At 56.7% G+C, this 26,187-nt stretch carries 23 protein-coding genes; 17 read left to right on the top strand and 6 right to left on the bottom strand.

Features of this window, described 5'->3' with window-relative positions; translation table 11 throughout:
- Positions 1–14: 14 nt before the first annotated feature.
- The 16 genes from ACESQ2_RS17920 (at position 15) to mutT (ending at position 20,075) form a co-directional block, all read left to right on the top strand.
- Positions 15–1,781 (top strand): peptidoglycan glycosyltransferase FtsI, encoded by a 1,767-nt coding sequence (locus ACESQ2_RS17920; RefSeq protein ID WP_004098582.1) that lies wholly within the window; start codon positions 15–17, stop codon positions 1,779–1,781.
- On the top strand, positions 1,768–3,255 hold the full coding sequence (murE, locus tag ACESQ2_RS17915; protein WP_368767675.1) for a UDP-N-acetylmuramoyl-L-alanyl-D-glutamate--2,6-diaminopimelate ligase: 1,488 nt from the start codon (positions 1,768–1,770) through the stop codon (positions 3,253–3,255). The genes ACESQ2_RS17920 and murE overlap by 14 nt, the downstream gene beginning before the upstream one ends.
- Positions 3,252–4,610: a UDP-N-acetylmuramoyl-tripeptide--D-alanyl-D-alanine ligase gene (murF, locus tag ACESQ2_RS17910; protein ID WP_049069190.1), complete on the top strand. Its 1,359-nt coding sequence runs from the start codon at positions 3,252–3,254 to the stop codon at positions 4,608–4,610. Before murE ends, murF begins: the two co-directional genes overlap by 4 nt.
- Positions 4,604–5,686 (top strand): phospho-N-acetylmuramoyl-pentapeptide-transferase, encoded by a 1,083-nt coding sequence (mraY, locus tag ACESQ2_RS17905; RefSeq protein ID WP_004098585.1) that lies wholly within the window; start codon positions 4,604–4,606, stop codon positions 5,684–5,686. The genes murF and mraY overlap by 7 nt, the downstream gene beginning before the upstream one ends.
- Before the next feature lie 2 nt (positions 5,687–5,688).
- Positions 5,689–7,005: a UDP-N-acetylmuramoyl-L-alanine--D-glutamate ligase gene (gene murD, locus ACESQ2_RS17900; protein WP_049069188.1), complete on the top strand. Its 1,317-nt coding sequence runs from the start codon at positions 5,689–5,691 to the stop codon at positions 7,003–7,005.
- A complete protein-coding gene (gene ftsW, locus ACESQ2_RS17895) occupies positions 7,005–8,264 on the top strand; it encodes a cell division protein FtsW (RefSeq protein ID WP_004098587.1) in 1,260 nt (419 codons plus the stop codon). The genes murD and ftsW overlap by 1 nt, the downstream gene beginning before the upstream one ends.
- The gene (gene murG, locus ACESQ2_RS17890; protein ID WP_014837405.1) at positions 8,261–9,331 is read left to right on the top strand and encodes an undecaprenyldiphospho-muramoylpentapeptide beta-N-acetylglucosaminyltransferase; all 1,071 of its coding nucleotides are present in this window, start codon (positions 8,261–8,263) and stop codon (positions 9,329–9,331) included. Before ftsW ends, murG begins: the two co-directional genes overlap by 4 nt.
- Before the next feature lie 47 nt (positions 9,332–9,378).
- Positions 9,379–10,854, top strand: a complete 1,476-nt coding sequence (gene murC / locus ACESQ2_RS17885; protein ID WP_014227921.1) for a UDP-N-acetylmuramate--L-alanine ligase — start codon at positions 9,379–9,381, stop codon at positions 10,852–10,854.
- Positions 10,847–11,767 carry a D-alanine--D-alanine ligase gene (locus ACESQ2_RS17880; RefSeq protein ID WP_373171038.1) on the top strand — a complete coding sequence of 307 codons (921 nt, stop codon included), beginning with the start codon at positions 10,847–10,849 and terminating at the stop codon, positions 11,765–11,767. Before murC ends, ACESQ2_RS17880 begins: the two co-directional genes overlap by 8 nt.
- A 1-nt stretch (position 11,768) precedes the next feature.
- Entirely contained in the window at positions 11,769–12,602 is an 834-nt protein-coding gene (gene ftsQ, locus ACESQ2_RS17875; protein WP_014227923.1) for a cell division protein FtsQ, read from the top strand.
- On the top strand, positions 12,599–13,855 hold the full coding sequence (gene ftsA, locus ACESQ2_RS17870) for a cell division protein FtsA (protein ID WP_004098594.1): 1,257 nt from the start codon (positions 12,599–12,601) through the stop codon (positions 13,853–13,855). Before ftsQ ends, ftsA begins: the two co-directional genes overlap by 4 nt.
- Positions 13,856–13,917: 62 nt before the next feature.
- The gene (gene ftsZ / locus ACESQ2_RS17865; protein WP_004098597.1) at positions 13,918–15,069 is read left to right on the top strand and encodes a cell division protein FtsZ; all 1,152 of its coding nucleotides are present in this window, start codon (positions 13,918–13,920) and stop codon (positions 15,067–15,069) included.
- Positions 15,070–15,169: 100 nt separating this feature from the next.
- Positions 15,170–16,087 (top strand): UDP-3-O-acyl-N-acetylglucosamine deacetylase, encoded by a 918-nt coding sequence (gene lpxC / locus ACESQ2_RS17860; protein WP_004098599.1) that lies wholly within the window; start codon positions 15,170–15,172, stop codon positions 16,085–16,087.
- A gap of 247 nt (positions 16,088–16,334) precedes the next feature.
- A complete protein-coding gene (secM, locus tag ACESQ2_RS17855) occupies positions 16,335–16,844 on the top strand; it encodes a secA translation cis-regulator SecM (RefSeq protein ID WP_373171035.1) in 510 nt (169 codons plus the stop codon).
- A 62-nt stretch (positions 16,845–16,906) separates the two neighbouring features.
- Positions 16,907–19,612: a preprotein translocase subunit SecA gene (gene secA, locus ACESQ2_RS17850; protein WP_373171034.1), complete on the top strand. Its 2,706-nt coding sequence runs from the start codon at positions 16,907–16,909 to the stop codon at positions 19,610–19,612.
- Between the two features lie 61 nt (positions 19,613–19,673).
- The gene (gene mutT, locus ACESQ2_RS17845) at positions 19,674–20,075 is read left to right on the top strand and encodes an 8-oxo-dGTP diphosphatase MutT (RefSeq protein WP_368762617.1); all 402 of its coding nucleotides are present in this window, start codon (positions 19,674–19,676) and stop codon (positions 20,073–20,075) included.
- A gap of 56 nt (positions 20,076–20,131) precedes the next feature.
- Here mutT and yacG read toward each other — a convergent pair whose 3' ends face one another.
- The 3 genes from yacG to coaE are packed head-to-tail and all read right to left on the bottom strand — an operon-like array spanning position 20,132 to position 21,699.
- Positions 20,132–20,326, bottom strand: a complete 195-nt coding sequence (gene yacG, locus ACESQ2_RS17840; RefSeq protein WP_004098607.1) for a DNA gyrase inhibitor YacG — start codon at positions 20,324–20,326, stop codon at positions 20,132–20,134.
- A 9-nt stretch (positions 20,327–20,335) separates the two neighbouring features.
- Positions 20,336–21,079, bottom strand: coding sequence for a cell division protein ZapD (gene zapD / locus ACESQ2_RS17835; RefSeq protein WP_014227927.1), 744 nt, complete (start codon positions 21,077–21,079; stop codon positions 20,336–20,338).
- On the bottom strand, positions 21,079–21,699 hold the full coding sequence (gene coaE / locus ACESQ2_RS17830) for a dephospho-CoA kinase (protein WP_373171032.1): 621 nt from the start codon (positions 21,697–21,699) through the stop codon (positions 21,079–21,081). Before coaE ends, zapD begins: the two co-directional genes overlap by 1 nt.
- 348 nt (positions 21,700–22,047) lie before the next feature.
- Here coaE and ACESQ2_RS17825 point away from each other — a divergent pair, with 348 nt between their 5' ends.
- The gene (locus tag ACESQ2_RS17825; RefSeq protein ID WP_009654638.1) at positions 22,048–23,091 is read left to right on the top strand and encodes a GMP reductase; all 1,044 of its coding nucleotides are present in this window, start codon (positions 22,048–22,050) and stop codon (positions 23,089–23,091) included.
- Between the two features lie 29 nt (positions 23,092–23,120).
- Here the strand turns inward: ACESQ2_RS17825 and hofC are convergent, their stop codons facing one another.
- The 3 genes from hofC to ppdD are packed head-to-tail and all read right to left on the bottom strand — an operon-like array spanning position 23,121 to position 26,143.
- Positions 23,121–24,326 carry a protein transport protein HofC gene (gene hofC, locus ACESQ2_RS17820; protein ID WP_122117010.1) on the bottom strand — a complete coding sequence of 402 codons (1,206 nt, stop codon included), beginning with the start codon at positions 24,324–24,326 and terminating at the stop codon, positions 23,121–23,123.
- Positions 24,316–25,701 carry a type II secretion system protein GspE gene (gspE, locus tag ACESQ2_RS17815; protein ID WP_373171030.1) on the bottom strand — a complete coding sequence of 462 codons (1,386 nt, stop codon included), beginning with the start codon at positions 25,699–25,701 and terminating at the stop codon, positions 24,316–24,318. The genes hofC and gspE overlap by 11 nt, the downstream gene beginning before the upstream one ends.
- A 10-nt stretch (positions 25,702–25,711) precedes the next feature.
- A complete protein-coding gene (gene ppdD, locus ACESQ2_RS17810) occupies positions 25,712–26,143 on the bottom strand; it encodes a prepilin peptidase-dependent pilin (protein WP_014227930.1) in 432 nt (143 codons plus the stop codon).
- Positions 26,144–26,187 lie beyond the last annotated feature (44 nt).

The raw sequence follows: 26,187 nt of genomic DNA, 5'->3' as shown, positions 1-26,187 counted from the left end.
GATTATTGCGACGCATGAAAGCAGCGCCGAAAACGCCAAAAGCAAAACGTCAGGAAGAACAGGCCAACTTTATCAGTTGGCGTTTTGCGTTGCTGTGCGGCTGTATTCTGCTGGCGCTGGGCTTCCTGCTGGGCCGCGTGGCCTGGCTACAGGTGATTAGCCCGGACATGCTGGTACGCCAGGGCGATATGCGTTCTCTGCGCGTGCAGGAAGTCTCTACCGCGCGCGGAATGATAACCGATCGTTCCGGCCGCCCGCTGGCGGTGAGCGTGCCGGTAAAAGCTATCTGGGCTGACCCGAAAGAGCTGCATGAAGCCGGGGGCGTGACCCTGGACAACCGCTGGAAGGCGCTGGCCGATGCGCTGAATATGCCGCTGGATCAGCTGGCATCGCGCATCAATACCAATCCACGGATGCGTTTTATCTATCTGGCGCGTCAGGTGAACCCTGATATGGCCGACTACATCCGTAAATTGAAGCTGCCGGGGATTCATCTGCGGGAAGAGTCCCGCCGCTACTATCCGTCTGGCGAAGTAACCGCTCACCTCATTGGCTTCACTAACGTCGATAGCCAGGGGATTGAGGGCGTAGAGAAGAGCTTTGATAAGTGGCTTACCGGCCAGCCCGGCGAGCGTATCGTGCGTAAAGACCGCTATGGTCGGGTAATCGAAGATATTTCGTCCACCGATAGCCAGGCCGCGCATAACCTGGCGCTGAGCATTGACGAACGCCTGCAGGCGCTGGTGTATCGCGAGCTGAATAATGCGGTGGCATTCAACAAAGCGGAGTCAGGTACCGCGGTTCTGGTCGACGTTAACACCGGCGAAGTGCTGGCGATGGCCAACAGCCCGTCGTACAACCCGAATAATTTCGCGGGTACCTCCAAAGATACGATGCGTAACCGCGCCATTACCGACGTGTTTGAGCCGGGCTCAACGGTGAAGCCGATGGTGGTGATGACGGCGCTTCAGCGCGGCATTGTTAACGAAAATACCGTACTGAACACCATTCCCTATCGAATTAACGGCCACGAAATCAAAGACGTGGCGCGCTACAGCGAATTGACCCTGACCGGGGTACTACAGAAGTCGAGTAACGTCGGTGTTTCTAAGCTGGCGTTAGCGATGCCGTCCTCAGCGTTAGTAGATACTTACTCACGTTTTGGACTCGGAAAAGCGACCAATTTGGGGTTGGTCGGAGAACGCAGTGGCTTATACCCTCAAAAACAACGGTGGTCTGACATAGAGAGGGCCACCTTTTCTTTCGGCTATGGGCTAATGGTAACCCCGTTACAGTTAGCGCGAGTCTACGCAACGATCGGCAGCTACGGCATATATCGCCCGCTGTCGATTACCAAAGTTGATCCACCGGTTCCGGGCGAGCGCGTCTTCCCGGAATCACTCGTTCGTACCGTTGTTCATATGATGGAAAGCGTGGCGCTGCCCGGCGGCGGCGGCGTGAAGGCGGCGATCAAAGGCTATCGCATCGCCATTAAAACCGGTACGGCGAAAAAAGTAGGGCCCGACGGCCGCTACATCAACAAATACATTGCTTACACCGCAGGCGTTGCGCCCGCCAGCCATCCGCGCTTTGCGCTGGTGGTGGTGATCAACGATCCGCAGGCGGGTAAATACTACGGCGGCGCCGTTTCCGCGCCGGTCTTCGGTGCCATCATGGGCGGCGTACTGCGCACCATGAACATTGAACCGGATGCGCTGGCAACGGCTGAAAAAAGTGAATTAGTGATTAATCAAGGCGAGGGAACAGGTGGCAGATCGTAATTTGCGCGACCTTCTCGCTCCGTGGGTGCCAAATGCGCCGGAGCGAATTCTGCGAGAAATGACGCTGGACAGCCGGGTGGCTGCTTCTGGCGATCTTTTTGTCGCGGTTTTAGGTCATCAGGCGGACGGGCGTCGTTATATCCCGCAGGCGATAGCGCAAGGTGTTGCTGCCATTATTGCTGAGGCCAAAGATGAGGCCCATGACGGCGAAATCCGTGAAATGCACGGTGTGCCGGTTATCTATCTGAGCCAACTCAACGAGCGCTTATCCGCGCTGGCCGGGCGTTTTTACCATCAGCCTTCGGAACAACTGCGCCTGGTGGGCGTCACCGGGACTAACGGTAAGACCACCACGACACAGCTGCTGGCGCAGTGGGCGCAGCTGCTGGGGGAAACCAGCGCGGTAATGGGAACCGTAGGCAATGGCCTGCTGGAGAAAGTTATCCCAACGGAAAACACCACCGGTTCGGCCGTTGATGTTCAACACGTACTCTCTGGCCTGGCAGGGCAGGGGGCGACGTTCGCCGCGATGGAAGTCTCTTCCCACGGGCTGGTGCAGCATCGCGTAGCCGCGCTGCAGTTTGCCGCCTCGGTCTTCACCAACCTGAGCCGCGATCACCTCGATTACCACGGTGATATGGAACATTACGAAGCGGCGAAATGGCTGCTCTACTCAACCCACCATTGCGGGCAGGCGATTGTTAATGCGGACGATGAAGTCGGTCGCCGCTGGCTGGCGAAGCTGCCGGATGCGGTTGCCGTATCGATGGAAGATCACATTAACCCGAACTGCCGGGGCCGCTGGCTCAAAGCGACCGCCGTGAGCTATCACGATAGGGGCGCCACCATTCAGTTTGCCTCCAGCTGGGGGAATGGCGAGATCGAAAGCCGCCTGATGGGCGCCTTTAACGTCAGCAATCTGCTGCTGGCCTTAGCCACCCTGCTGGCGCTAGGCTATCCGCTTGCCGATCTGCTGAAAACCGCCGCGCGCCTGCAGCCGGTATGCGGGCGTATGGAAGTGTTCGCCGCGCCGGGTAAACCGACCGTGGTCGTTGATTATGCCCACACGCCTGATGCGCTGGAAAAAGCGCTGCAGGCGGCGCGTCTGCACTGTCGCGGTAAACTGTGGTGCGTATTTGGCTGCGGCGGGGATCGCGACAAAGGCAAGCGTCCGCTGATGGGCGCTATCGCCGAAGAGTTTGCTGATATCGTGGTTGTCACCGACGACAACCCGCGCACCGAAGAGCCGCGGGCGATTATCAACGACATTCTGGCCGGCATGCTGGACGCGGGCCATGCCAGGGCGGTGGAAGGTCGTGCGGAAGCGGTCACTAATGCGGTGATGCAGGCGAAAGAAAACGACGTCGTTCTGGTGGCGGGCAAAGGCCACGAGGACTATCAAATCGTCGGCAATCGCCGACTCGATTACTCTGACCGCGTCACCGTAGCGCGTCTGCTGGGGGCGGTAGCATGATTCGCTTGACTCTCAGCCAGCTCGCCGGCATCACGCATGGCGAGCTGCACGGCCGCGATGTGGCGATTGATGACGTCACCTCCGATACCCGTAAAATCACGGCGGGCTGCCTGTTCGTGGCGCTAAAAGGCGAGCGCTTTGATGCGCATGACTTTGCCGAACAGGCGAAAGCTGCCGGCGCGGGCGCGCTGTTGGTCAGCCGTCATCTGGCCTGCGATCTACCGCAGGTGGTGGTGAAGGATACGCGTCTGGCGTTTGGCGAACTGGCCGCGTGGGTGCGTCAGCAGGTGCCGGCGCGCGTGGTCGCGCTGACCGGATCTTCCGGAAAAACCTCGGTTAAAGAGATGACCGCGGCGATTCTGAGCCAGTGCGGCAATACGCTGTATACCGCAGGTAACCTGAACAACGATATCGGCGTGCCGATGACGCTGCTGCGTCTCACCAAAGAACATGACTATGCGGTCATCGAGTTAGGCGCTAATCACCAGGGGGAAATTGCCTGGACCGTTAGCCTGACCCGTCCCGAAGCCGCGTTAGTGAATAACCTGGCCGCCGCGCACCTGGAAGGATTTGGCTCTCTGGAAGGCGTGGCGAAAGCCAAGGGCGAAATTTACACCGGTCTGCCGCTCAACGGCATCGCGATTATGAACGCCGACAATAATGACTGGCTGAACTGGCAAAGCGTGATTGGCGAGCGTAAAACCTGGCGTTTTTCGCCGAACGCCGCCCACAGCGATTTCACGGCAACCAGCGTTCATGTGACCTCGCACGGGACTGAATTTACTCTGCAGACCCCAACGGGCAGCGTTGATGTACTGCTACCGCTGCCGGGGCGCCATAACATCGCCAACGCGCTGGCTGCCGCGGCGCTGTCAATGGCGGTGGGGGCGACGCATGAGGCGATCAAAGCGGGTCTGAAAGATCTGAAAGCGGTACCGGGGCGGTTATTCCCGATTCAGCTGACCGACAGCCAGCTGCTGCTGGATGATTCCTATAACGCCAACGTCGGCTCGCTGACCGCTGCGGTACAGGTGCTGTCTGAGATGCCGGGCTACCGGGTACTGGTCGTCGGCGATATGGCCGAACTCGGCGCGGAAAGCCAGGCGTGCCATCGTCAGGTGGGCGAAGCGGCAAAAGCGGCCGGGCTCGATCGCGTACTGAGCGTCGGTACGTTGAGCGCAGAGATCAGCGGCGCCAGCGGCGTTGGCGAACATTTTAGCGAGAAGGCCGCGCTGGTGACCCGCCTGCGCGAGCTCACCGCAGAACATAAAATTATGACCATTTTAGTGAAGGGTTCACGTAGTGCCGCCATGGAAGTGGTAGTACGCGCATTACAGGAGAACGGAACATGTTAGTATGGCTGGCCGAACATTTGGTCAAATATTATTCAGGCTTTAACGTCTTTTCCTACCTGACGTTTCGCGCCATTGTCAGCCTGCTGACCGCGCTGTTCATCTCTCTGTGGATGGGCCCGCGCATGATCGCCCGTCTGCAAAAACTCTCCTTTGGCCAGGTTGTACGTAACGATGGCCCGGAATCTCACTTTAGTAAGCGCGGTACGCCGACCATGGGCGGGATCATGATCCTGACCGCCATTGTTGTCTCCGTTCTGCTGTGGGCCTATCCATCTAACCCCTACGTCTGGTGCGTGCTGACGGTACTGGTGGGCTACGGCATCATCGGCTTCGTTGATGACTACCGTAAGGTGGTTCGCAAAGATACCAAGGGCCTGATTGCCCGCTGGAAATACTTCTGGATGTCGGTGATTGCGCTGGGCGTCGCCTTTGCGCTGTATATGGCGGGTAAAGATACGCCGGCGACTCAGCTGGTGGTGCCGTTCTTTAAAGACGTGATGCCGCAGCTGGGCCTGTTCTACGTCCTGCTGGCCTATTTTGTTATCGTCGGGACCGGTAATGCGGTCAACCTGACCGACGGCCTTGATGGGCTGGCGATTATGCCAACCGTATTCGTTGCCGCCGGCTTCGCGCTGGTTGCCTGGGCGACCGGGAACATGAATTTCGCCAACTACCTGCATATCCCTTATTTGCGTCACGCCGGTGAACTGGTGATCGTCTGTACGGCGATTGTCGGCGCGGGCCTGGGCTTCCTGTGGTTTAACACCTATCCGGCACAGGTCTTTATGGGCGATGTGGGTTCGCTGGCACTCGGCGGCGCGCTGGGGATTATCGCCGTGCTGCTGCGCCAGGAATTCCTGCTGGTGATTATGGGCGGCGTATTTGTGGTGGAAACGCTCTCGGTGATTCTGCAGGTCGGCTCCTTCAAGCTGCGCGGTCAGCGCATCTTCCGCATGGCGCCGATTCACCATCACTATGAACTGAAAGGCTGGCCGGAACCGCGCGTTATCGTGCGTTTCTGGATTATTTCGCTGATGCTGGTGCTGATTGGCCTGGCGACGCTGAAGGTACGTTAATCATGGCAGATTATCAGGGTAAAAAAGTCGTCATTATTGGGCTGGGTATGACCGGCCTGTCATGCGTGGACTTTTTAATGGCTCGCGGCGTGACGCCGCGGGTGATGGATACCCGCGTTGCGCCGGCGGGGCTGGACAAGCTGCCGGAAGCCGTTGAGCGCTATGTCGGCGGTCTGAACGAAGACTGGCTGTTGACGGCGGACCTGATTGTCGCCAGCCCTGGCATCGCGCTGGCGCATCCTTCCCTGAGCGCCGCGGCGGATGCGGGGGTAGAAATAGTCGGCGATATTGAACTGTTCTGCCGCGAGGCGCAGGCGCCGATTATTGCGATCACCGGTTCCAACGGTAAAAGCACCGTGACTTCCCTTGTGGGAGAAATGGCGAAAGCGGCGGGGTTGAACGTTGGCGTCGGAGGCAATATTGGCCTGCCGGCGCTGATGCTGCTGGATCCTGAGCGCGAACTCTATGTCCTGGAGCTTTCCAGCTTCCAGCTGGAAACCACCTCCAGCCTGCGGGCGGCCGCGGCGACGATCCTTAACGTCACCGAAGATCATATGGACCGCTATCCGCTGGGGCTTCAGCAGTATCGCGCCGCCAAACTGCGCGTTTATGAGAACGCCCGGGCCTGTATCGTCAATGCCGACGATGCGTTAACCATGCCGGTACGCGGCGCTGACGATCGCTGCATCAGCTTCGGCGTTGACGTTGGCGACTATCACCTGAACCGCCAGCAGGGAGAAACCTGGCTGCGCGTCAAAGGCGAGAAAGTGCTCAACGTCAAAGAGATGAAGATTAGCGGCCAGCATAACTACAGTAACGCGCTTGCGGCCCTGGCTCTGGCGGACGCGGCGGGTCTGCCGCGCGCCAGTAGCCTGAAAGCGCTGACCACATTCACCGGGCTGGCGCATCGTTTCCAACTGGTGCTGGAGCACAACGGCGTGCGCTGGATCAACGATTCTAAAGCCACCAACGTCGGCAGTACTGAAGCGGCGCTCAATGGACTGCATCTTGATGGAACGCTCTATCTGCTGCTGGGCGGCGATGGGAAATCCGCTGATTTCACGCCGTTAAGCCGTTACCTGACCGGCGACAACGTTCGCCTGTACTGCTTCGGCCGCGACGGCGCGCAGCTGGCGGCCCTTCGCCCGGACGTCGCCGTGCAAACGGAAACCATGGAGCAGGCGATGCGCCAGATTGCGCCGCAGGTTGTCGCGGGTGATATGGTGCTGCTGTCTCCCGCGTGCGCCAGCCTCGATCAGTTTAAAAACTTTGAACAACGCGGCGACATCTTTGCTCGCCTGGCGAAGGAGTTAGGTTGATGCGTTTATCACTCCCGCGCCTGAAAATGCCACGGCTGAGACTGCCGCGTCTGCCGGGAATGTTTATTTTCGCATGGCTGTTCGCCGCGCTGAAAGGCTGGGTGATGGGCTCGCGGCAAAAAGATACCGATAGCCTGGTGATGTATGACCGGATGCTGCTGTGGCTGACCTTTGGCCTGGCCGCAATAGGCTTCATTATGGTGACCTCGGCGTCGATGCCGGTAGGCCAGCGTCTGGCGAACGATCCGTTTCTGTTTGCCAAGCGCGATGGCTTATACATTCTGCTGGCGCTAGGGCTGGCGATGGTGACGCTGCGCCTGCCGATGGAGTTCTGGCAGCGCCACAGTACCGCGATGCTGATCGCCTCTATCGTCATGCTGCTGATTGTTCTGGTGGTCGGCAGCTCGGTTAACGGGGCGTCGCGCTGGATTGCGCTGGGGCCGCTGCGTATCCAGCCTGCGGAGTTTACCAAGCTGTCGCTGTTCTGCTACATCGCCAACTACCTCGTGCGTAAAGGCGACGAAGTGCGTAACAACCTGCGCGGCTTCTTAAAGCCGATGGGCGTGATTTTCGTACTGGCGATTTTACTGCTGGCGCAGCCTGACCTCGGTACCGTCGTCGTGCTGTTTGTGACCACCCTGGCCATGCTGTTCCTGGCGGGAGCCAAGCTGTGGCAGTTCATCGCCATTATCGGGATGGGGCTTTCGGCGGTCGTACTGCTGATTCTGGCTGAACCGTACCGTATCCGCCGCGTGACCTCTTTCTGGAACCCGTGGGAAGATCCGTTCGGCAGCGGCTACCAGCTAACCCAGTCGCTGATGGCCTTTGGTCGCGGCGAAATGTGGGGGCAGGGCCTGGGCAATTCGGTCCAGAAGCTGGAGTATTTGCCCGAGGCGCACACCGATTTCATCTTCGCCATTATCGGTGAAGAGCTCGGTTATATCGGTGTGGTACTCGCACTTTTAATGGTATTCTTCGTCGCTTTTCGCGCCATGTCCATTGGCCGCAAAGCGCTGGAGATTGACCACCGTTTCTCCGGATTTCTGGCCTGCGCCATTGGGATCTGGTTTAGCTTTCAGGCGCTGGTTAACGTCGGCGCGGCGGCGGGGATGCTACCAACCAAAGGCCTGACGCTGCCGCTGATCAGTTACGGCGGTTCGAGCCTGCTGATTATGTCGACGGCGATCATGTTGCTGTTACGAATTGATTATGAAACGCGTCTGGAAAAAGCCCAGGCGTTTACACGGGGTGTTCGATGAGCGGTCAGGAAAAGCGCTTAATGGTGATGGCAGGCGGTACCGGCGGACACGTGTTCCCGGGACTGGCGGTTGCGCACCATTTAATGGACCAGGGCTGGCAGGTCCGCTGGCTGGGTACCGCGGATCGTATGGAAGCGGATTTAGTGCCGAAGCACGGCATTGAAATTGATTTCATTCAGATATCCGGCCTGCGCGGCAAGGGCCTGAAGGCGCAGATGCTGGCGCCGGTGCGTATTTTCAACGCCTGGCGTCAGGCGCGAGCGATTATGCAGCGTTTTCAGCCGGACGTGGTGCTGGGCATGGGCGGCTATGTTTCCGGACCCGGCGGTCTGGCGGCATGGTCGCTGGGGATCCCGGTTGTCCTGCATGAACAGAACGGGATTGCCGGCCTGACGAATAAATGGCTGGCGAAAATTGCCAAAAAGGTCATGCAGGCATTTCCCGGCGCTTTCCCGCATGCCGACGTTGTTGGCAACCCGGTTCGCACCGATGTGCTGGCGCTGCCGCTGCCGGAGCAGCGGTTAGTCGGGCGCCAGGGGCCGATTCGCGTATTAGTCGTCGGCGGCTCGCAGGGCGCGCGCGTGCTCAATCAGACGATGCCGCAGGTGGCGGCGAAGCTGGGTTCTGCTGTTACCATCTGGCACCAGAGCGGTAAAGGGGGCCAGGAGAGCGTACAGCAGGCCTATTCCGACGCCGGCCAGCCGCAGCACAAAGTCACCGAATTTATTGACGACATGGCGGCGGCTTATGCCTGGGCTGATGTTGTCGTATGTCGTTCCGGGGCGCTGACGGTGAGCGAAATTGCCGCCGCGGGTTTACCGGCGCTGTTTGTGCCTTTTCAGCACAAAGATCGTCAGCAGTACTGGAATGCGCTGCCGTTAGAGAAGGCAGGGGCAGCGAAGATCCTTGAGCAGCCGCAGTTTACCGTGGAGGCCGTTGCGCAAACCCTGGCGGGTTGGGATCGCGAGACGCTGCTGGATATGGCGGAGCGAGCGCGCAGAGCCTCGATTCCGGACGCGACCGAACGGGTAGCAGAAGAAGTGAGCGCCGCAGCACTGGCGCGTTAATCGCGGTGATGATCACCGTCCGAATAAAGAAGTTGATGGCGTAAAGAATGAATACACAAGATCTGGCAAAACTGCGTTCCATAGTGCCCGAGATGCGTCGCGTCCGGCACATTCACTTTGTTGGCATTGGCGGTGCCGGCATGGGCGGTATTGCCGAAGTTCTGGCCAACGAAGGTTATCAGATTAGCGGCTCCGACCTGGCGCCGAATCCGGTGACCCAGCAGTTGACTCAGCTTGGCGCCACTATTTATTTCAACCATCGCCCTGAAAACGTGCGCGATGCGAGCGTTGTCGTGGTTTCCAGCGCGATTTCTGCGGATAACCCGGAAATCGTCGCCGCCCACGAAGCGCGTATTCCGGTTATTCGCCGCGCCGAGATGCTGGCGGAGCTGATGCGTTTTCGCCACGGTATTGCCATTGCCGGCACGCACGGAAAGACCACAACCACGGCGATGGTCTCGAGCATTTACGCTGAAGCCGGGCTGGATCCTACTTTCGTGAACGGTGGTCTGGTCAAAGCCGCTGGCGTGCACGCGCGCCTTGGCCATAGTCGTTACCTGATTGCCGAAGCGGACGAAAGCGACGCCTCGTTCCTGCATTTACAGCCGATGGTCGCTATCGTGACCAATATCGAAGCCGATCATATGGATACCTATCACGGCGACTTTGAAAACCTGAAGCAGACGTTTATTAACTTCCTGCACAACCTGCCGTTCTACGGACGCGCGGTGATGTGCGTGGACGATCCGGTGATTCGTGAACTGCTGCCGCGCGTTGGCCGCCAGCTCACCACCTACGGATTTAGCGATGATGCCGACGTTCGCGTGGAAGAGTATCGTCAGGTTGGCGCTCAGGGCCATTTCCGTCTGGTTCGCCAGGATAAAGAGGTCATTCAGGTGACGCTGAACGCACCGGGTCGCCACAACGCGCTGAACGCGGCGGCGGCGGTGGCCGTTGCCACGGAAGAGGGCATTGATGATGACGCTATTTTGCGCGCGCTGGAAAGCTTCCAGGGCACCGGCCGTCGCTTTGATTTCCTTGGCGAATACCCCTTAGCTGAAGTTAACGGTAAAGAGGGTACCGCGATGCTGATCGATGATTATGGTCATCATCCTACGGAAGTGGATGCCACCATCAAAGCGGCGCGAGCGGGCTGGCCGGATAAAAACCTGGTGATGCTGTTTCAGCCGCACCGTTTTACCCGTACGCGCGATCTGTACGATGATTTCGCCAACGTGCTGACTCAGGTTGACGCGCTGCTGATGCTGGACGTTTATTCCGCGGGCGAAGCCGCTATTCCTGGCGCCGACAGCCGCTCGCTGTGCCGTACGATTCGCGGCCGCGGTAAAGTCGACCCGATTCTGGTTTCCGACCCGGCGCAGGCGGCAGAGATGCTGGCTTCAGTATTGACCGGCAACGATCTGGTGCTGGTTCAGGGGGCGGGAAATATCGGTAAAATCGCCCGTCACCTGGCGGAAATCAAATTGCAGCCGCAAAAATCGCAGGAGGAGCGCCATGGCTGATAAAATCGCGGTCCTCTTTGGCGGAACCTCCGCTGAACGTGAAGTCTCTCTCAATTCAGGTTCGGCGGTGATCGCCGGCCTGCGCGAAGCCGGGGTCGATGCGCACCCGGTCGACCCGCGCGACGTGGATATTACCCAATTGAAAAATATGGGTTTTCAGAAAGCGTTTATTGCCTTGCACGGTCGCGGCGGTGAAGATGGTACGTTGCAGGGTCTGCTGGAGCTGATTCAACTCCCCTATACCGGCAGCGGCGTGATGGCTTCCGCTATCTCAATGGATAAGCTGCGCAGCAAACTGCTGTGGCAGGGCGCCGGGCTGCCGGTTGCGCCGTGGGTTGCGCTAACGCGTAAACAGTTTACCGCGGGGCTTTCCGCTGAGGTAGAACAGCAGATTTCCGCCCTCGGACTGCCGTTGATTGTTAAACCCAGTCGCGAAGGTTCCAGCGTCGGTATGTCCAAAGTCAGCGAAAGTTGTGCATTACAAAATGCATTGACGCTGGCTTTTCAGCATGATGACGAAGTTCTGATTGAAAAATGGCTCAGTGGGCCGGAATTTACCGTCGCTATCGTCGGAGAAGAAATTTTACCGTCAATACGTATCCAGGCGGCTGGAACCTTCTATGATTATGAAGCAAAGTATCTCTCTGATGAAACGCAATATTTCTGCCCTGGCCTGGAAGATTCCGCGCGCGAGGCAGAAATCCAGGCTCTGGTGCAAAAAGCCTGGGATAGTCTTGGCTGTTACGGCTGGGGGCGAATTGATGTGATGCTGGACAGCGATGGCCAGTTTTATCTGCTGGAAGCAAACACCTCTCCTGGCATGACCAGTCATAGCCTGGTGCCCATGGCGGCGCGTCAGGCAGGGATGAGCTTCTCGCAGCTTGTTGTACGAATTCTGGACCTGGCGGGGTGATATGTCGCAGGCTGCGCTGAATACGCGGAACCACGAAGAGGAAGACGAAACCTCTTCGCGTCGAAGTAATGGCTCTCGTCTGGCGGGTATCTTCTTCCTGCTGGCGGTGCTCTGTACCGTGCTGGTCAGCGGATGGATGGTTCTGGGCTGGATGGAAGATGCACAGCGGTTACCGCTGTCAAAGATGGTGGTCACCGGTGAGCGTCACTACACGCGCAACGATGATATCCGTCAGGCGATTCTGGCATTGGGGTCGCCGGGCACCTTTATGACGCAGGACGTCAACATTATTCAAAGCCAGATTGAACGTCTGCCGTGGATTAAGCAGGCGAGCGTCAGAAAGCAGTGGCCGGACGAATTGAAGATTCATCTGGTTGAATATGTGCCGATAGCGCGCTGGAATGATCAGCATATGGTAGACGTGGACGGAAATTCTTTCAGCGTGCCGTCAGATCGCACCAGTAAACAGAATTTACCGATGTTGTACGGCCCGGAAGGCAGTGAGAACGAAGTCCTTCAGGGATACCGCGACATGGGGCAGGTGCTGGCAAAGGATAAATTCACGTTGAAAGTAGCGGCAATGACCGCGCGTCGCTCCTGGCAGTTGACGCTTAATAACGACATTAAGCTCAACCTTGGCCGGGGTGACACCATGAAACGGCTTCAGCGCTTTATGGAACTCTACCCGGTTCTTCAGCAGCAGGCGCAGACCGACGGCAAACGGATAAGCTACGTTGATTTGCGTTATGACTCGGGAGCGGCAGTCGGTTGGGTACCGGCTCCTGTAGAGGAAACTCAACAACAACAGAATCAGGCACAGGCAGAACAACAATGATCAAGGCGACGGACAGAAAACTGGTAGTTGGACTGGAGATTGGCACCGCTAAGGTTGCCGCTTTAGTAGGGGAAGTTCTGCCCGACGGTATGATTAATATCATTGGCGTGGGCAGTTGCCCATCGCGTGGTATGGATAAAGGCGGAGTGAACGACCTGGAATCCGTGGTGAAATGCGTACAGCGCGCCATTGACCAGGCCGAACTGATGGCGGATTGCCAGATCTCGTCAGTCTATCTGGCGCTTTCAGGCAAACATATCAGCTGTCAAAATGAAATCGGTATGGTGCCGATTTCTGAAGAAGAAGTGACGCAGGACGACGTAGAGAACGTGGTACATACCGCGAAATCGGTTCGCGTGCGCGACGAGCATCGCGTTCTGCACGTTATCCCGCAGGAGTACGCCATCGACTACCAGGAGGGGATTAAAAACCCCGTAGGACTGTCTGGCGTACGCATGCAGGCGAAAGTGCATTTGATTACCTGCCATAACGATATGGCAAAAAATATTGTCAAAGCGGTGGAACGTTGCGGTCTGAAAGTCGACCAGCTTATTTTCGCCGGTTTAGCCGCCAGCTATTCCGTATTAACGGAAGACGAACGTGAACTGGGTGTCTGCGTGGTGGATATCGGCGGTGGTACAATGGATATTGCGGTCTATACCGGCGGCGCGCTGCGTCATACCAAAGTGATCCCGTACGCGGGCAACGTGGTGACCAGCGATATTGCCTACGCTTTCGGTACGCCGCCGAGCGACGCAGAAGCCATTAAAGTGCGTCACGGCTGTGCGCTGGGTTCCATCGTTGGTAAAGACGAGAACGTGGAAGTCCCCAGCGTGGGCGGGCGTCCGCCTCGTAGTCTGCAGCGTCAGACGCTGGCCGAGGTGATTGAGCCACGTTATACCGAATTGCTCAACCTGGTGAATGAAGAGATCCTGCAGCTGCAGGAACAGCTCCGTCAACAAGGTGTGAAGCACCACCTGGCGGCTGGCATTGTATTAACCGGCGGTGCGGCGCAAATTGAAGGACTTGCCGCCTGTGCGCAGCGCGTATTCCATACGCAGGTGAGAATTGGCGCGCCGCTGAATATTACCGGATTAACGGATTATGCCCAGGAGCCGTATTACTCGACGGCGGTTGGGCTGCTGCACTACGGGAAGGAATCTCATCTCAGTGGTGAAGCAGAGGTGGAAAAACGCGTAACGGTCGGGTCGTGGATCAAACGACTCAACAGTTGGTTGCGAAAAGAGTTTTAATTTTTTAAGAGAACGCAGAAAATTAGCGTTCTCAGGCGACAGGCACAACGGAGAGAGAAATTATGTTTGAACCTATGGAACTGACCAACGACGCGGTGATTAAAGTCATCGGCGTCGGCGGCGGCGGCGGTAACGCCGTTGAGCACATGGTGCGCGAGCGCATTGAGGGTGTTGAATTTTTCGCGGTGAACACCGACGCGCAGGCTCTGCGCAAAACGGCTGTTGGCCAGACTATCCAGATCGGTAGCGGTATTACCAAAGGTCTGGGCGCAGGCGCAAACCCGGAAGTCGGCCGTAACGCGGCGGATGAAGACCGTGAAGCGCTGCGTGCCGCCCTTGACGGCGCCGACATGGTATTTATCGCAGCCGGCATGGGCGGCGGTACCGGAACCGGTGCTGCGCCAGTGGTGGCTGAAGTTGCAAAAGATTTAGGTATCCTGACCGTTGCCGTGGTGACTAAGCCGTTCAATTTTGAAGGCAAGAAGCGCATGGCGTTCGCTGAGCAGGGCATCACCGAGCTGTCCAAGCATGTGGATTCGCTGATCACCATCCCGAACGACAAGCTGCTGAAGGTTCTCGGCCGCGGCATTTCTCTGCTCGACGCTTTCGGTGCGGCCAACGACGTGCTGAAAGGCGCGGTGCAGGGTATCGCTGAGCTGATCACCCGCCCAGGCCTGATGAACGTCGACTTTGCGGACGTGCGTACCGTGATGTCTGAAATGGGCTACGCCATGATGGGCTCCGGCGTGGCGAGCGGTGAAGACCGTGCGGAAGAAGCGGCTGAAATGGCGATCTCTTCTCCGCTGCTGGAAGATATCGATCTGTCCGGCGCGCGTGGCGTTCTGGTCAACATCACTGCGGGCTTCGACCTGCGTCTGGATGAGTTCGAGACCGTAGGTAACACTATCCGCGCATTTGCTTCGGATAACGCCACCGTGGTTATCGGTACCTCTCTGGACCCGGATATGAACGACGAGCTGCGCGTCACCGTCGTTGCTACCGGTATCGGTATGGACAAACGTCCGGAAATCACCCTGGTCACCAACAAACAGGTGCAGCAGCCGGTGATGGATCGTTACCAGCAGCACGGTATGTCTCCACTGACGCAAGAGCAGAAACCGGCCGCAAAAGTGGTCAACGACAATACGCCGCAGGCCGCGAAAGAGCCAGATTATCTGGATATTCCAGCCTTCCTGCGTAAGCAAGCCGATTAAGAATTGGCTGGAAGTTGGGCATCTGCGCTCTTTGTGCTAAACTGGCCTGCCGAATGTATAGTACACTTCGGTTGGATAGGTAACTTGGCGAGATTATACGATGATCAAACAAAGGACTCTTAAACGTATCGTTCAGGCGACTGGCGTCGGTTTGCATACCGGCAAGAAAGTCACCCTGACGTTACGCCCTGCGCCGGCAAATACCGGGGTCATCTATCGTCGCACCGACTTGAATCCACCGGTTGATTTTCCGGCTGATGCCAAATCTGTGCGTGATACCATGCTCTGTACTTGCCTGGTCAATGAGCATGACGTGCGGATATCGACGGTTGAGCACCTCAATGCCGCGCTGGCTGGCTTGGGTATCGACAACATTATTATTGAAGTCGATGCGCCGGAAGTCCCAATTATGGACGGTAGTGCGGCTCCGTTCGTTTATCTGTTGCTGGATGCCGGCATCGATGAACTGAACTGCGCTAAGAAATTTGTGCGTATCAAAGAGACAGTTCGCGTTGAAGATGGCGATAAATGGGCCGAATTCAAACCGTATAATGGTTTTTCACTGGACTTCACCATTGATTTTAACCATCCGGCGATTGACTCCAGCAGCCAGCGCTACGCAATGAACTTCTCGGCTGATGCGTTTATGCGCCAGATTAGCCGCGCGCGTACCTTCGGTTTTATGCGTGATATCGAATATCTGCAGTCCCGCGGCCTGTGCCTGGGCGGCAGCTTCGATTGTGCCATCGTTGTTGACGATTATCGCGTACTGAACGAAGACGGTTTGCGCTTTGAAGATGAGTTTGTCCGTCACAAAATGCTGGATGCCATTGGCGACCTCTTTATGTGTGGTCACAACATTATCGGCGCATTTACGGCGTACAAATCCGGTCACGCGTTGAATAACAAACTGCTGCAGGCTGTTCTGGCAAAACAGGAAGCCTGGGAGTATGTGACCTTCGAGGACGACGCAGAAATGCCGCTGGCGTTCCGCGCCCCGACGCTGGTTCTGGCATAAGTCAGACCCGGCAGTAAATTCGACTGGTAACCTGGTACTCTCTCCGGCCAGGGAGCCAGTCGTTTTCTTTTTTATATTCCCGCTGCGTCCTGCTTTGATTTTTAACTGCATTTTTTGCGCGTTCGTTCCTTTTTTAAACGTTTTTCCCCCGCCTGAGACCTCATTCCTGCTGCCGTGACGGCGTATTAATGTTAGTATTTGGACGCAAAATATTTCTTAGGGTTGCTACCAACAAAAGGTAACGTAAGTGAGTGGATTGCTGACGCGCTGGCGACAGTTTGGCAGACGGTATTTCTGGCCGCATCTCCTGTTGGGGATGGTCGCGGCTAGCCTCGGCCTGCCTGCGCTTAGCAATGGTCATGAGCATGAGACCGCGTCGTCCGCTAAAACGACGTCCAGCAACCATAATCCTGCTAAAGTTAATTTTTCTCAGCTAGCGCTGCTGGAATCTTCCAGTCGTCGGCCCAATTTCACGGTTGATTACTGGCATCAGCACGCCATTCGTACGGTCATTCGCCACCTCTCTTTTGCGATGGCCCCGCAGGCGCTGCCGGTAGCGGAAGAGTCTTCACCGCTTCAGGCGCAGCATCTGGCCCTTCTCGACACGCTTAGCGCGCTGTTGACGCAGGAGAGTAAACCTCCGGCCATTGTTCATCTGGCGGCATATAACCCCTCTATTTCCCACTGTGCGTTTCGCGTCTGTACCTGGATTAGCCAGGTGGCCGGCATACGCGCAGGGCCTCAACGTCTCAGCTAAACCAAAAACGGACCATTCTATTTTTTTGTGACTCCGCACCGCGGGGCGTTTGAGATTTTATTATGCTAATCAAATTATTAACTAAAGTATTCGGTAGTCGTAACGACCGTACGCTGCGTCGTATGCGCAAAGCCGTCAACGTGATCAACGCCATGGAACCGTCCATGGAAAAACTGTCCGACGACGAACTGAAAGGGAAAACCGCTGAGTTCCGCGCTCGCCTGGAAAAAGGCGAAGCCCTGGAGAGCCTGATCCCGGAAGCCTTTGCCGTCGTGCGTGAAGCCAGTAAACGCGTCTTCGGCATGCGTCACTTTGACGTTCAGCTGCTGGGCGGCATGGTTCTCAACGACCGCTGTATTGCAGAAATGCGTACCGGTGAAGGTAAAACGCTGACCGCAACTCTGCCTGCCTATCTGAATGCGCTGACCGGTAAAGGCGTTCACGTGGTGACCGTCAACGACTATCTGGCGCAGCGTGATGCCGAGAACAACCGCCCGCTGTTTGAATTCCTGGGGATGACCGTTGGCATTAACATGTCCGGCCTGCCTGCGCCGGCCAAGCGTGAAGCCTACGCAGCCGATATTACTTACGGTACCAACAACGAATACGGCTTTGACTATCTGCGCGACAATATGGCCTTCAGTCCTGAAGAGCGCGTACAGCGCAAACTGCACTATGCGCTGGTGGATGAAGTCGACTCCATTCTGATCGATGAAGCGCGTACCCCGCTTATTATTTCCGGCCCGGCTGAAGACAGCTCGGAAATGTATAAGAAGGTGAACAAGATCATTCCGCACCTGGTGCGTCAGGATAAAGAAGACTCCGAAACCTTTACCGGCGAAGGGCACTTCTCCGTCGATGAGAAAGCGCGTCAGGTAAACCTGACCGAACGCGGCCTGGTGTTGATTGAAGAGCTGCTGGTGAATGAAGGTATTATGGAAGAAGGCGAGTCGCTGTACTCACCGACCAATATCATGCTGATGCACCACGTGACCGCCGCGCTGCGCGCGCATGTGCTGTTCACCCGCGATGTTGATTACATCGTGAAAGATGGCGAAGTGATCATCGTCGACGAACACACCGGCCGTACGATGCAGGGGCGCCGCTGGTCCGATGGCCTGCACCAGGCCGTTGAAGCGAAAGAAGGCGTTGATATTCAGAACGAGAACCAGACGCTGGCTTCAATTACCTTCCAGAACTATTTCCGCCTGTACGAGAAGCTGGCAGGGATGACCGGTACCGCCGATACCGAAGCGTTTGAATTTAGCTCAATCTATAAGCTGGATACCGTTGTGGTTCCGACCAACCGTCCGATGATTCGTAAAGACATGGCGGACCTGGTCTATATGACCGAAGCGGAAAAAATTCAGGCCATTATCGAAGATATTAAGCAGCGTACCGCCGCGGGTCAGCCGGTGCTGGTAGGTACCATTTCTATCGAAAAATCAGAAGTGGTCTCTAATGAATTAACGAAGGCGGGCATCAAGCACAACGTGCTGAACGCGAAATTCCACGCCAGCGAAGCGGAGATCGTTGCGCAGGCGGGCTATCCGTCTGCGGTAACCATTGCGACCAACATGGCCGGCCGTGGTACCGACATTATGCTTGGCGGTAGCTGGCAGGCCGAGGTCGCCCAGCTGGAAGACCCGACTCCAGAACAGATTGCGCAGATCAAAGCCGACTGGCAGGTTCGTCACGATGCGGTACTGGCTGCGGGCGGTTTGCATATCATCGGCACCGAACGCCATGAATCCCGCCGTATTGATAACCAGCTCCGCGGTCGTTCAGGCCGTCAGGGGGACGCCGGTTCTTCCCGTTTCTATCTGTCGATGGAAGATGCCCTGATGCGTATCTTCGCGTCTGACCGCGTGTCCGGCATGATGCGTAAACTGGGTATGAAGCCGGGTGAGGCTATCGAGCATCCGTGGGTGACCAAAGCGATTGCCAACGCGCAGCGTAAAGTCGAGAGCCGCAACTTCGATATTCGTAAGCAGCTGCTGGAATATGACGATGTGGCTAACGATCAGCGTCGCGCTATTTACACCCAGCGTAATGAGCTGCTCGACGTGACCGACGTGAGCGAGACGATTAACAGCATTCGTGAAGACGTATTTAAAGCGACCATCGATGCCCATATTCCTCCGCAGTCTCTGGAAGAGATGTGGGATATTGAAGGCCTGCAGGAGCGTCTGAAAAATGACTTCGACCTCGAGCTGCCGCTCAAAGAGTGGCTGGATAAAGAGCCGGAGCTTCATGAAGAAACGCTGCGTGAGCGCATTCTGCAGAGCGCCATTGAAACCTATCAGCGTAAGGAAGAAGTGGTTGGCGCTGAGATGATGCGTCACTTTGAAAAAGGCGTCATGCTGCAAACGCTGGACTCCCTGTGGAAAGAGCACCTGGCGGCGATGGACTACCTGCGTCAGGGGATCCACCTGCGCGGCTATGCGCAGAAAGATCCGAAGCAGGAATATAAGCGTGAATCTTTCTCCATGTTCGCTTCAATGCTGGAATCCCTGAAATATGAAGTGATCAGTACCCTGAGCAAAGTTCAGGTGCGGATGCCGGAAGAGGTTGAGGCGATGGAGCAGCAGCGTCGTGAAGAAGCTGAGCGTCTGGCGCAGATGCAGCAGCTGAGCCATCAGGACGATGATAGCGCAGCCGCGGCCGCGCTGGCTGAACAAACCGGCGAGCGTAAAGTGGGTCGTAACGATCCTTGCCCGTGCGGTTCTGGCAAAAAATACAAGCAGTGCCACGGTCGCCTGAGCTAAGCTTTTACAATATTGAATACCAGGGCGCAGATATCTGCGCCTTTTTTATGGAATGAAGACAATGAAAACGCTGCAAATTTCAGTGGGTATTATCCGTAATTCGCAAGGGGAGATTTTTATCACTCAGCGGGCCGCCGATGCGCATATGGCGAACAAGCTTGAATTCCCGGGCGGTAAAATTGAAGAGGGCGAGTCGTCCGAACAGGCCTTAGTACGCGAGCTGCAGGAAGAGGTCGGCATTACAGCCAAAGCTTACAGCCTGTTTGATAAGCTGGAGTACCAGTTTCCCGATCGCCATATCACGCTGTGGTTCTGGCTGGTGAACAGCTGGGAAGGCGAGCCGTGGGGGAAAGAAGGGCAGCCGGGCCGCTGGATTGCGCAGAGCGCGCTCTTTGCTGAGGATTTTCCGCCGGCAAACGAACCCGTCATTACGAAGTTAATTCAAGGTTCTCAGATCGGGTAGGGTGCGCCTGCATCCGGCAAATCAGGGCGGGCCTGCGCATGCCCGCCCGAAATCCGTTACTCTTTTTCTTCGCTCCAGCCGTCGCTATCTGACAGATCGCTGCTGCTTGGGATACGTTTCTCTTCCGCTGCCCATTCGCCTAAATCGATAAGCTGACAGCGTTTGGAGCAGAACGGGCGATGCGGGCTCTGCTCATTCCAGACTACAATTTTGCCGCAGGTTGGGCAGTTGACGGTTATCTCTTCTGACATATTGACTCCTTAACAGCAGGCCAGTTCAAAATCAAAACGCTCCGGCACGATGCCGTGCTCGCTGTCCAGCGGCATAAAGCGGATGGCAAAGCGGCTCTTGTGGCCTGATATTTGGGGGTAGAGCTGGCTGGCAAGATCCAACCGCAGACGCAGCAGATCGGCATCTTCGCCGTTGTCCTGATAAAAACCGTTCAGGCTGGTCTGCTTACGGAAGGGGGCCGAGTTACGGATGAGATCGAGAATGAGCATCAGCGATTGCGTCAGCGGTTCCAGGCTGGCCAGCCACTTACCGACCTGCTCATCGCGATATTCCTGCGGCATATGCAGCCAGATGTGCAGCGTCGGAAGATCGAAGCTACAGCAGCCGCCCGGGATACTCAGGCGTTGGCGTACCAGGGCGATCAGGCGATCCTCTCGCAGGTACTGGCCGATACGCGGCGCCGACATTAACGTACTGCCTGATTGCTTCAGCTGCTGACGCAGTTCGTTGATACGATCCTGATCGACCCCAGGGACTTCCGCCCAGGATTGCAGCTTCCTCTGCTGGCGATCCAGCTCTTTCATCAGATCGGTACGTACTTCACCGCGTTCAAAAACATCTAAAAGATCGCCGATATTGCGGAAAAAATGCAGCGCATCCGCATGGCTGGTAATGGCGGGATGTACGGTCAGCTGCTGGAGCAAAAACTCAATACGCAGCCAGGTGCGCATTTTTTCATTAAGCGGATGTTCAAATAGAACAGGGGTAGACATTACGGTTTTTCCTGTGAGGCGGCCTGCGCTGCCAGCTGTTGATACTTTGCATGCAGGCGGGCGACAGCTGATGCGATGGCATTAGGTGAACCCATATTTTCAATAACATCATCCGCAATGGCAAGGCGCTGTTCGCGCGTTGCCTGAGCGGCAAGAATATGTTCCGCATGTTGCCGACTGACCCGATCGCGAAGCATCGTGCGCGCTATTTGCGTCTCTTTCGGCACATCGACAACAAGAACCCGATCGGCTTTGGCGGACAAACGGTTTTCGACCAGTAAAGGTACAACCCAGAGAATATAAGACGAGGTGGCAAGCTGCATCTGGCGACGCGTTTCCTGCTGAATTTGCGGGTGCAGCAGCGCGTTTAGCCAGTTCTTATCCTCTGCATGAGCGAAAATATGTTCACGCAGAGCGCGACGGTTAAGGGTGCCATCTTTATTCAGGATCTGCGGACCGAAGCGTTGAGCAATCGCGTTTAGCCCCGGGGTACCGGGCTCGACCACCTGGCGCGCGATAATGTCAGCATCAATAACGTTAACCCCGAGGTGTGAGAATGCGTCGGCTACGGTACTTTTACCGCTACCGATACCGCCTGTTAACGCTACCGTGTATGTCATACACCTCAATCCTGAAACTGACTACATGCACATTTTTCAATAACAGAGCCGTGATTTACGACGCGACGACGCCACTGCGACAGTGGTTTTATCGACGTGATATCAACCAATAAATGGCTGTCACCACGTACCCTGGTTTTTTTTGCGCATGTAAATCAAATGGTTAAAAATGATACGCCTGCGATGGGATATCGCAAATTCGCTTTTGGCTGTTCACCAGGTAAATTTATACGATTGTAGCGTAAAAAAAGTGAAAATCGCAGTCTTGCGCGGCCATGATTCGTGCGTATGATAACGTCACTGGAGTTGTGCTCTCACAATAATGCAATTAACCCCAGGAATTCGCACATGCGTATTGAAGAAGATTTGAAGCTTGGTTTTAAAGACGTTCTTATCCGCCCGAAACGTTCTACCCTCAAAAGCCGTTCTGACGTACAGCTGGAACGTGAATTCACTTTCAAACATTCTGGCCAGACCTGGTCTGGTGTGCCGATCATTGCTGCTAACATGGACACCGTTGGCACGTTTGCCATGGCTAAAGCCCTGGCTTCATTTGGCGTTTTGACCGCCGTACATAAGCATTACAGCGTTGAACAGTGGCAGGCGTTTGTTCAGAGCGTATCGGCAGATGTCGTGCAGCACGTCATGGTCTCTACCGGCACCTCCGATGCGGATTTTGAAAAAACAAAACAGATTCTGATCCAAAATCCGCAGCTTAGCTTTGTGTGCATTGACGTGGCGAATGGCTATTCAGAGCACTTCGTGCAGTTTGTCGCGAAAGCCCGCGAAGCCTGGCCGCAGAAAACCATTATTGCGGGCAACGTTGTGACCGGCGAAATGTGCGAAGAGCTGATTCTTTCGGGGGCTGATATCGTTAAGGTGGGTATCGGTCCGGGCTCCGTATGTACAACCCGCGTGAAAACCGGCGTCGGCTATCCGCAGCTTTCCGCAGTGATTGAGTGTGCCGATGCGGCGCACGGCCTGGGCGGGCAGATTATCAGTGACGGCGGATGTACTATGCCGGGCGATGTGGCTAAAGCCTTCGGCGGCGGCGCGGATTTCGTGATGCTTGGCGGTATGCTGGCCGGTCACGAAGAGAGCGGCGGTACAGTGGTTGAAGAAAACGGCGAAAAATTCATGCTGTTCTACGGCATGAGCTCGGAGTCGGCGATGACCCGTCACGTTGGCGGCGTAGCCCAGTACCGTGCGGCTGAAGGCAAAACTGTTAAGCTGCCTCTGCGCGGCCCGGTTGAAAACACCGCGCGCGATATTCTTGGCGGTCTGCGTTCCGCATGCACCTACGTAGGTGCTTCGCGGCTGAAAGAACTGACTAAACGCACGACTTTTATTCGCGTACAGGAACAAGAGAACCGCGTGTTCAACAGCCTGTAATGCCGTTCGCTGGCGCGTTTGCGCCAGCGTTATCCCCCCATTCCGCTAATGGCGTCGCCCAGATGAAAAATGGGTAAATACATCGCCACCACCAGCACGCCGACAATCGTTCCGGTCACTACCAACATCATCGGTTCCAGCAAGGTCGCCAGATTATCTGCCTGCTGATGCGTCTGCTCACTATGGTGACGAGCCAGATTGTCCAGCATGGTATCCAGTGAACCCGAGGCTTCACCGGTACGGATCAGTTGTAGGCAAAGCGGCGTAAAGCCTCCGCCGTTGGCGAGCGCCTGCCAGATGGGATCGCCGTGGGTAATTTGCCGGCAAACCTGCTGGAGCCTCTGCCGCCATAGCGGGCAGCTCAGGGTTTCCTCCACGCTTTGCAGGCCTTGCAGAAAGCTGATTCCGGCGCTTTGCGTCAATGCGAGTACGGTAAAAATCTGGCTAAGCCGCTGGCCGCATAGCAGTTTGCCAAACACCGGCAGCGTATGGAGCAGCTTCTGACGGTACAGCAGCCAGCCTGGCCGCTGGCAAATAAGCCGGTTGAGTATTGCAGGTAAAATACCCAGAGCAGCGAGCAGTGGCCAACAGCGAGTTAACCCTTCGCCAATGCTTATTACCGCGCGGGTCAGCCACGGCAGCGGGGTGTTGAAGGTTTGATATATAGCGGCGAACTCCGGTAAGACAAAGCACAGCATTCCCATAACCACCAGCAGCGCCAGGGATAAGATAATCAACGGGTAGCGCAGCGCTTTTTTCACTTTTTCGGTGAGGAGCAGCTGCTCTCGCTGCTGCCTGGCCAACTGAGCGCAGCAAAGTTCCAGTTTACCGGTAAGTTCACCGGTGCGAATCATGGCCAGATAGAGCGGAGGGAACGCCTCAGGCCATTTTTCCAGGGAGCCTGAAAGCGAAATGCCCTGCGCCAGATCCTCCGCCAGGGTTTGCAGCAACGCCTGCCATTGCGCATTGGGCTGCTGCTGCGCCAGCAGTTCCAGCCCCTCGGCCAGGGGGAGACCGGCCTGAAGAAGCGCGGCCAGCTGGCGGATGATTTCGCCACTGTAGCGCGGATGCCAGAGGGCGCTTTGCACGCTACAGCGGCGCAGCGTCAGCGGGATAATTCGCTGCCGCTGCAGAGCCTGCAATGCCTCAGGGCGATTATCCTGCCAGAGCGTTCCCTGGCAGGGAATGCCCTGGAGAGAGAGACCGCGCCAGCGCCACAGTCGTTTAGTCGCCATGCGGTATCCCCAACACGCGAACGACCTCTTCCAGACTTGTCATCCCACGTTCGACGGCCAGACAGCCGCTCTCAAACAGCGTCATCATGCCGGATTCGCGCGCCAGGGACTCGATCTCTCCGGCGCTAAGACCCTGAGTAATCGCCTGCCGTAACGCGGTGGTGACGGGGAGCAGCTCAAATAGCGCCAGGCGACCGTAGTAGCCGTGATAGCAGTGCTGACAGCCCGGAGCCTGCCAGCGAGGAAGCGCCCGCGGCCACAGGCTGTGTGGAACATCGGCCGAACTGCCGGTTTCCCGGCGGCAGTGCGGGCACAGTTTGCGTACCAGGCGTTGAGCAACCACCAGAGAAAGCGCGGATGAGATCATCCAGCGCGCAACGCCCATCTGCTGCAGGCGAACCAGCGTTTCACTGGTTGAATTGGTGTGCAGCGTTGAGAGAACCAGGTGCCCGGTTTGCGCTGCTTTTATCGCAATTTCAGCGGTTTCTGCATCGCGTATCTCTCCGACCATCACGATATCGGGATCCTGGCGTAGCAGGGCGCGCAGTACGCTGTGAAAGGTTAAGCCCGCCCGCGGATTAATCTGCGTCTGATTCATCCCCACGATGGGGATCTCCAGCGGATCTTCAACGCTGCATATATTGACCTCGTCGCGATTCCGCGCCTGCAGCGCGCTGTACAAAGTGACGGTTTTCCCACTTCCCGTCGGGCCGGTGACCAGCATCAGCCCCTGAGGTTGGTTAAGCGCCGAGCGAAAGGCGGCAAGCTGCTGAGACGATAGCCCCAGCGCTTCGAGGTCCAGCGCTTGTTCGACCTGGTGTAATAAGCGAAGGACGATTTTTTCCCCGCCGCGGCAGGGAAGCGTGGCGATCCGAAACGAGATCGGGCGGTCTGCGAGCGTGAGGGTAAACTGACCGTCCTGCGGTACCCGGTGTTCAGCGATATCCAGATTGCTGAGCACTTTAAGTCGGGCGGTGATGGGGGCGGCCAGTTCCGGCGCAAGCGGCGCAAGAGAATGGAGTACGCCATCTACCCGCAGGCGAATTCTCAGGCGATCGTCACCGGGTTCAATATGAATATCCGATGCGCGCTGGCGCAGGGCCTGTTCCAGAAGGCTATTTACCTGTTCAACGATGCTGGCCGAGGCTTCAACAGGCGGGGTGAGGGTTGATATTCCCGGCATCTGCAGCCGCTTATCCATCTGGTCCTGGCTCCAGCACTCGATATCAATCCTTTTCTGCGTCGCGAAACGTAACGCTTCCAGCAGCTCCGGGGCGGGGGCGTCAACCACGGCGATAGCGATGGTGTGTTCATTACTATCGAGCAGTAAGGCCTGATAGCGCTGGCAAAGAGGTATCAATTGTTCAGTTTTCATTGCCGCGCCCTCAGTTAAAACGGAACACGTCTTCACAGGCCTGCTTGAGTGCGCTATCGCCGGTAATGTTGCACACTCGCTGCCAGCCGGTGATGCCGTTAGCGTTATCCCAGGTCGGCGTCAGCGTGACGCTTAAGCCATTAAGGCTTTCCTGCCCGGTGAGCGTGACAACGCCTGTGGCGACGGTCATAGCCGAAACGTAGCGGGTTGTGGCGGGCGAGGGAATACCGTTGCTGCCGCCATCGCAGGTGGTTAATCCGCCGTGCTCCAGCGCGCACAGCTCAATGGCGGTGCGGAACGGGACGAAGGTTTGCAGCATATCGGTAAGCGCCGCTTTTCGCAGATAGTTCTGATAAGCCGGAATGCCGATTGCGCTGAGAATGGCGATGATCCCAATGACCACCATAAGTTCGATGAGGGTAAAGCCGCGTTGTTTGTCCATAAGTTGCTCCTTGTTATCTTCGGGAGCACTTTGCCGGGGTTTGT

This window comes from Klebsiella sp. Q11, assembly GCF_964241505.1.
GTDB classification, from domain to species: Bacteria; Pseudomonadota; Gammaproteobacteria; order Enterobacterales; family Enterobacteriaceae; genus Klebsiella; species Klebsiella michiganensis.
Note: the sequence above shows the minus strand (reverse complement) of the source record. Positions and strands in the feature narration are given on the sequence as shown.

Bases quoted from the DNA above. Each gene is read 5' to 3' on its own strand.
- ACESQ2_RS17920 (WP_004098582.1), top strand. From the start codon at position 15: ATGAAAGCAGCGCCGAAAACGCCAAAAGCAAAACGTCAGGAAGAACAG.
- murF (WP_049069190.1), top strand. From the start codon at position 3,252: ATGATTCGCTTGACTCTCAGCCAGCTCGCCGGCATCACGCATGGCGAG.
- mraY (WP_004098585.1), top strand. From the start codon at position 4,604: ATGTTAGTATGGCTGGCCGAACATTTGGTCAAATATTATTCAGGCTTT.
- murD (WP_049069188.1), top strand. From the start codon at position 5,689: ATGGCAGATTATCAGGGTAAAAAAGTCGTCATTATTGGGCTGGGTATG.
- ftsW (WP_004098587.1), top strand. From the start codon at position 7,005: ATGCGTTTATCACTCCCGCGCCTGAAAATGCCACGGCTGAGACTGCCG.
- murG (WP_014837405.1), top strand. From the start codon at position 8,261: ATGAGCGGTCAGGAAAAGCGCTTAATGGTGATGGCAGGCGGTACCGGC.
- murC (WP_014227921.1), top strand. From the start codon at position 9,379: ATGAATACACAAGATCTGGCAAAACTGCGTTCCATAGTGCCCGAGATG.
- ACESQ2_RS17880 (WP_373171038.1), top strand. From the start codon at position 10,847: ATGGCTGATAAAATCGCGGTCCTCTTTGGCGGAACCTCCGCTGAACGT.
- ftsQ (WP_014227923.1), top strand. From the start codon at position 11,769: ATGTCGCAGGCTGCGCTGAATACGCGGAACCACGAAGAGGAAGACGAA.
- ftsA (WP_004098594.1), top strand. From the start codon at position 12,599: ATGATCAAGGCGACGGACAGAAAACTGGTAGTTGGACTGGAGATTGGC.
- ftsZ (WP_004098597.1), top strand. From the start codon at position 13,918: ATGTTTGAACCTATGGAACTGACCAACGACGCGGTGATTAAAGTCATC.
- lpxC (WP_004098599.1), top strand. From the start codon at position 15,170: ATGATCAAACAAAGGACTCTTAAACGTATCGTTCAGGCGACTGGCGTC.
- secA (WP_373171034.1), top strand. From the start codon at position 16,907: ATGCTAATCAAATTATTAACTAAAGTATTCGGTAGTCGTAACGACCGT.
- mutT (WP_368762617.1), top strand. From the start codon at position 19,674: ATGAAAACGCTGCAAATTTCAGTGGGTATTATCCGTAATTCGCAAGGG.
- yacG (WP_004098607.1), bottom strand. From the start codon at position 20,326: ATGTCAGAAGAGATAACCGTCAACTGCCCAACCTGCGGCAAAATTGTA.
- zapD (WP_014227927.1), bottom strand. From the start codon at position 21,079: ATGTCTACCCCTGTTCTATTTGAACATCCGCTTAATGAAAAAATGCGC.
- coaE (WP_373171032.1), bottom strand. From the start codon at position 21,699: ATGACATACACGGTAGCGTTAACAGGCGGTATCGGTAGCGGTAAAAGT.
- ACESQ2_RS17825 (WP_009654638.1), top strand. From the start codon at position 22,048: ATGCGTATTGAAGAAGATTTGAAGCTTGGTTTTAAAGACGTTCTTATC.
- hofC (WP_122117010.1), bottom strand. From the start codon at position 24,326: ATGGCGACTAAACGACTGTGGCGCTGGCGCGGTCTCTCTCTCCAGGGC.
- gspE (WP_373171030.1), bottom strand. From the start codon at position 25,701: ATGAAAACTGAACAATTGATACCTCTTTGCCAGCGCTATCAGGCCTTA.
- ppdD (WP_014227930.1), bottom strand. From the start codon at position 26,143: ATGGACAAACAACGCGGCTTTACCCTCATCGAACTTATGGTGGTCATT.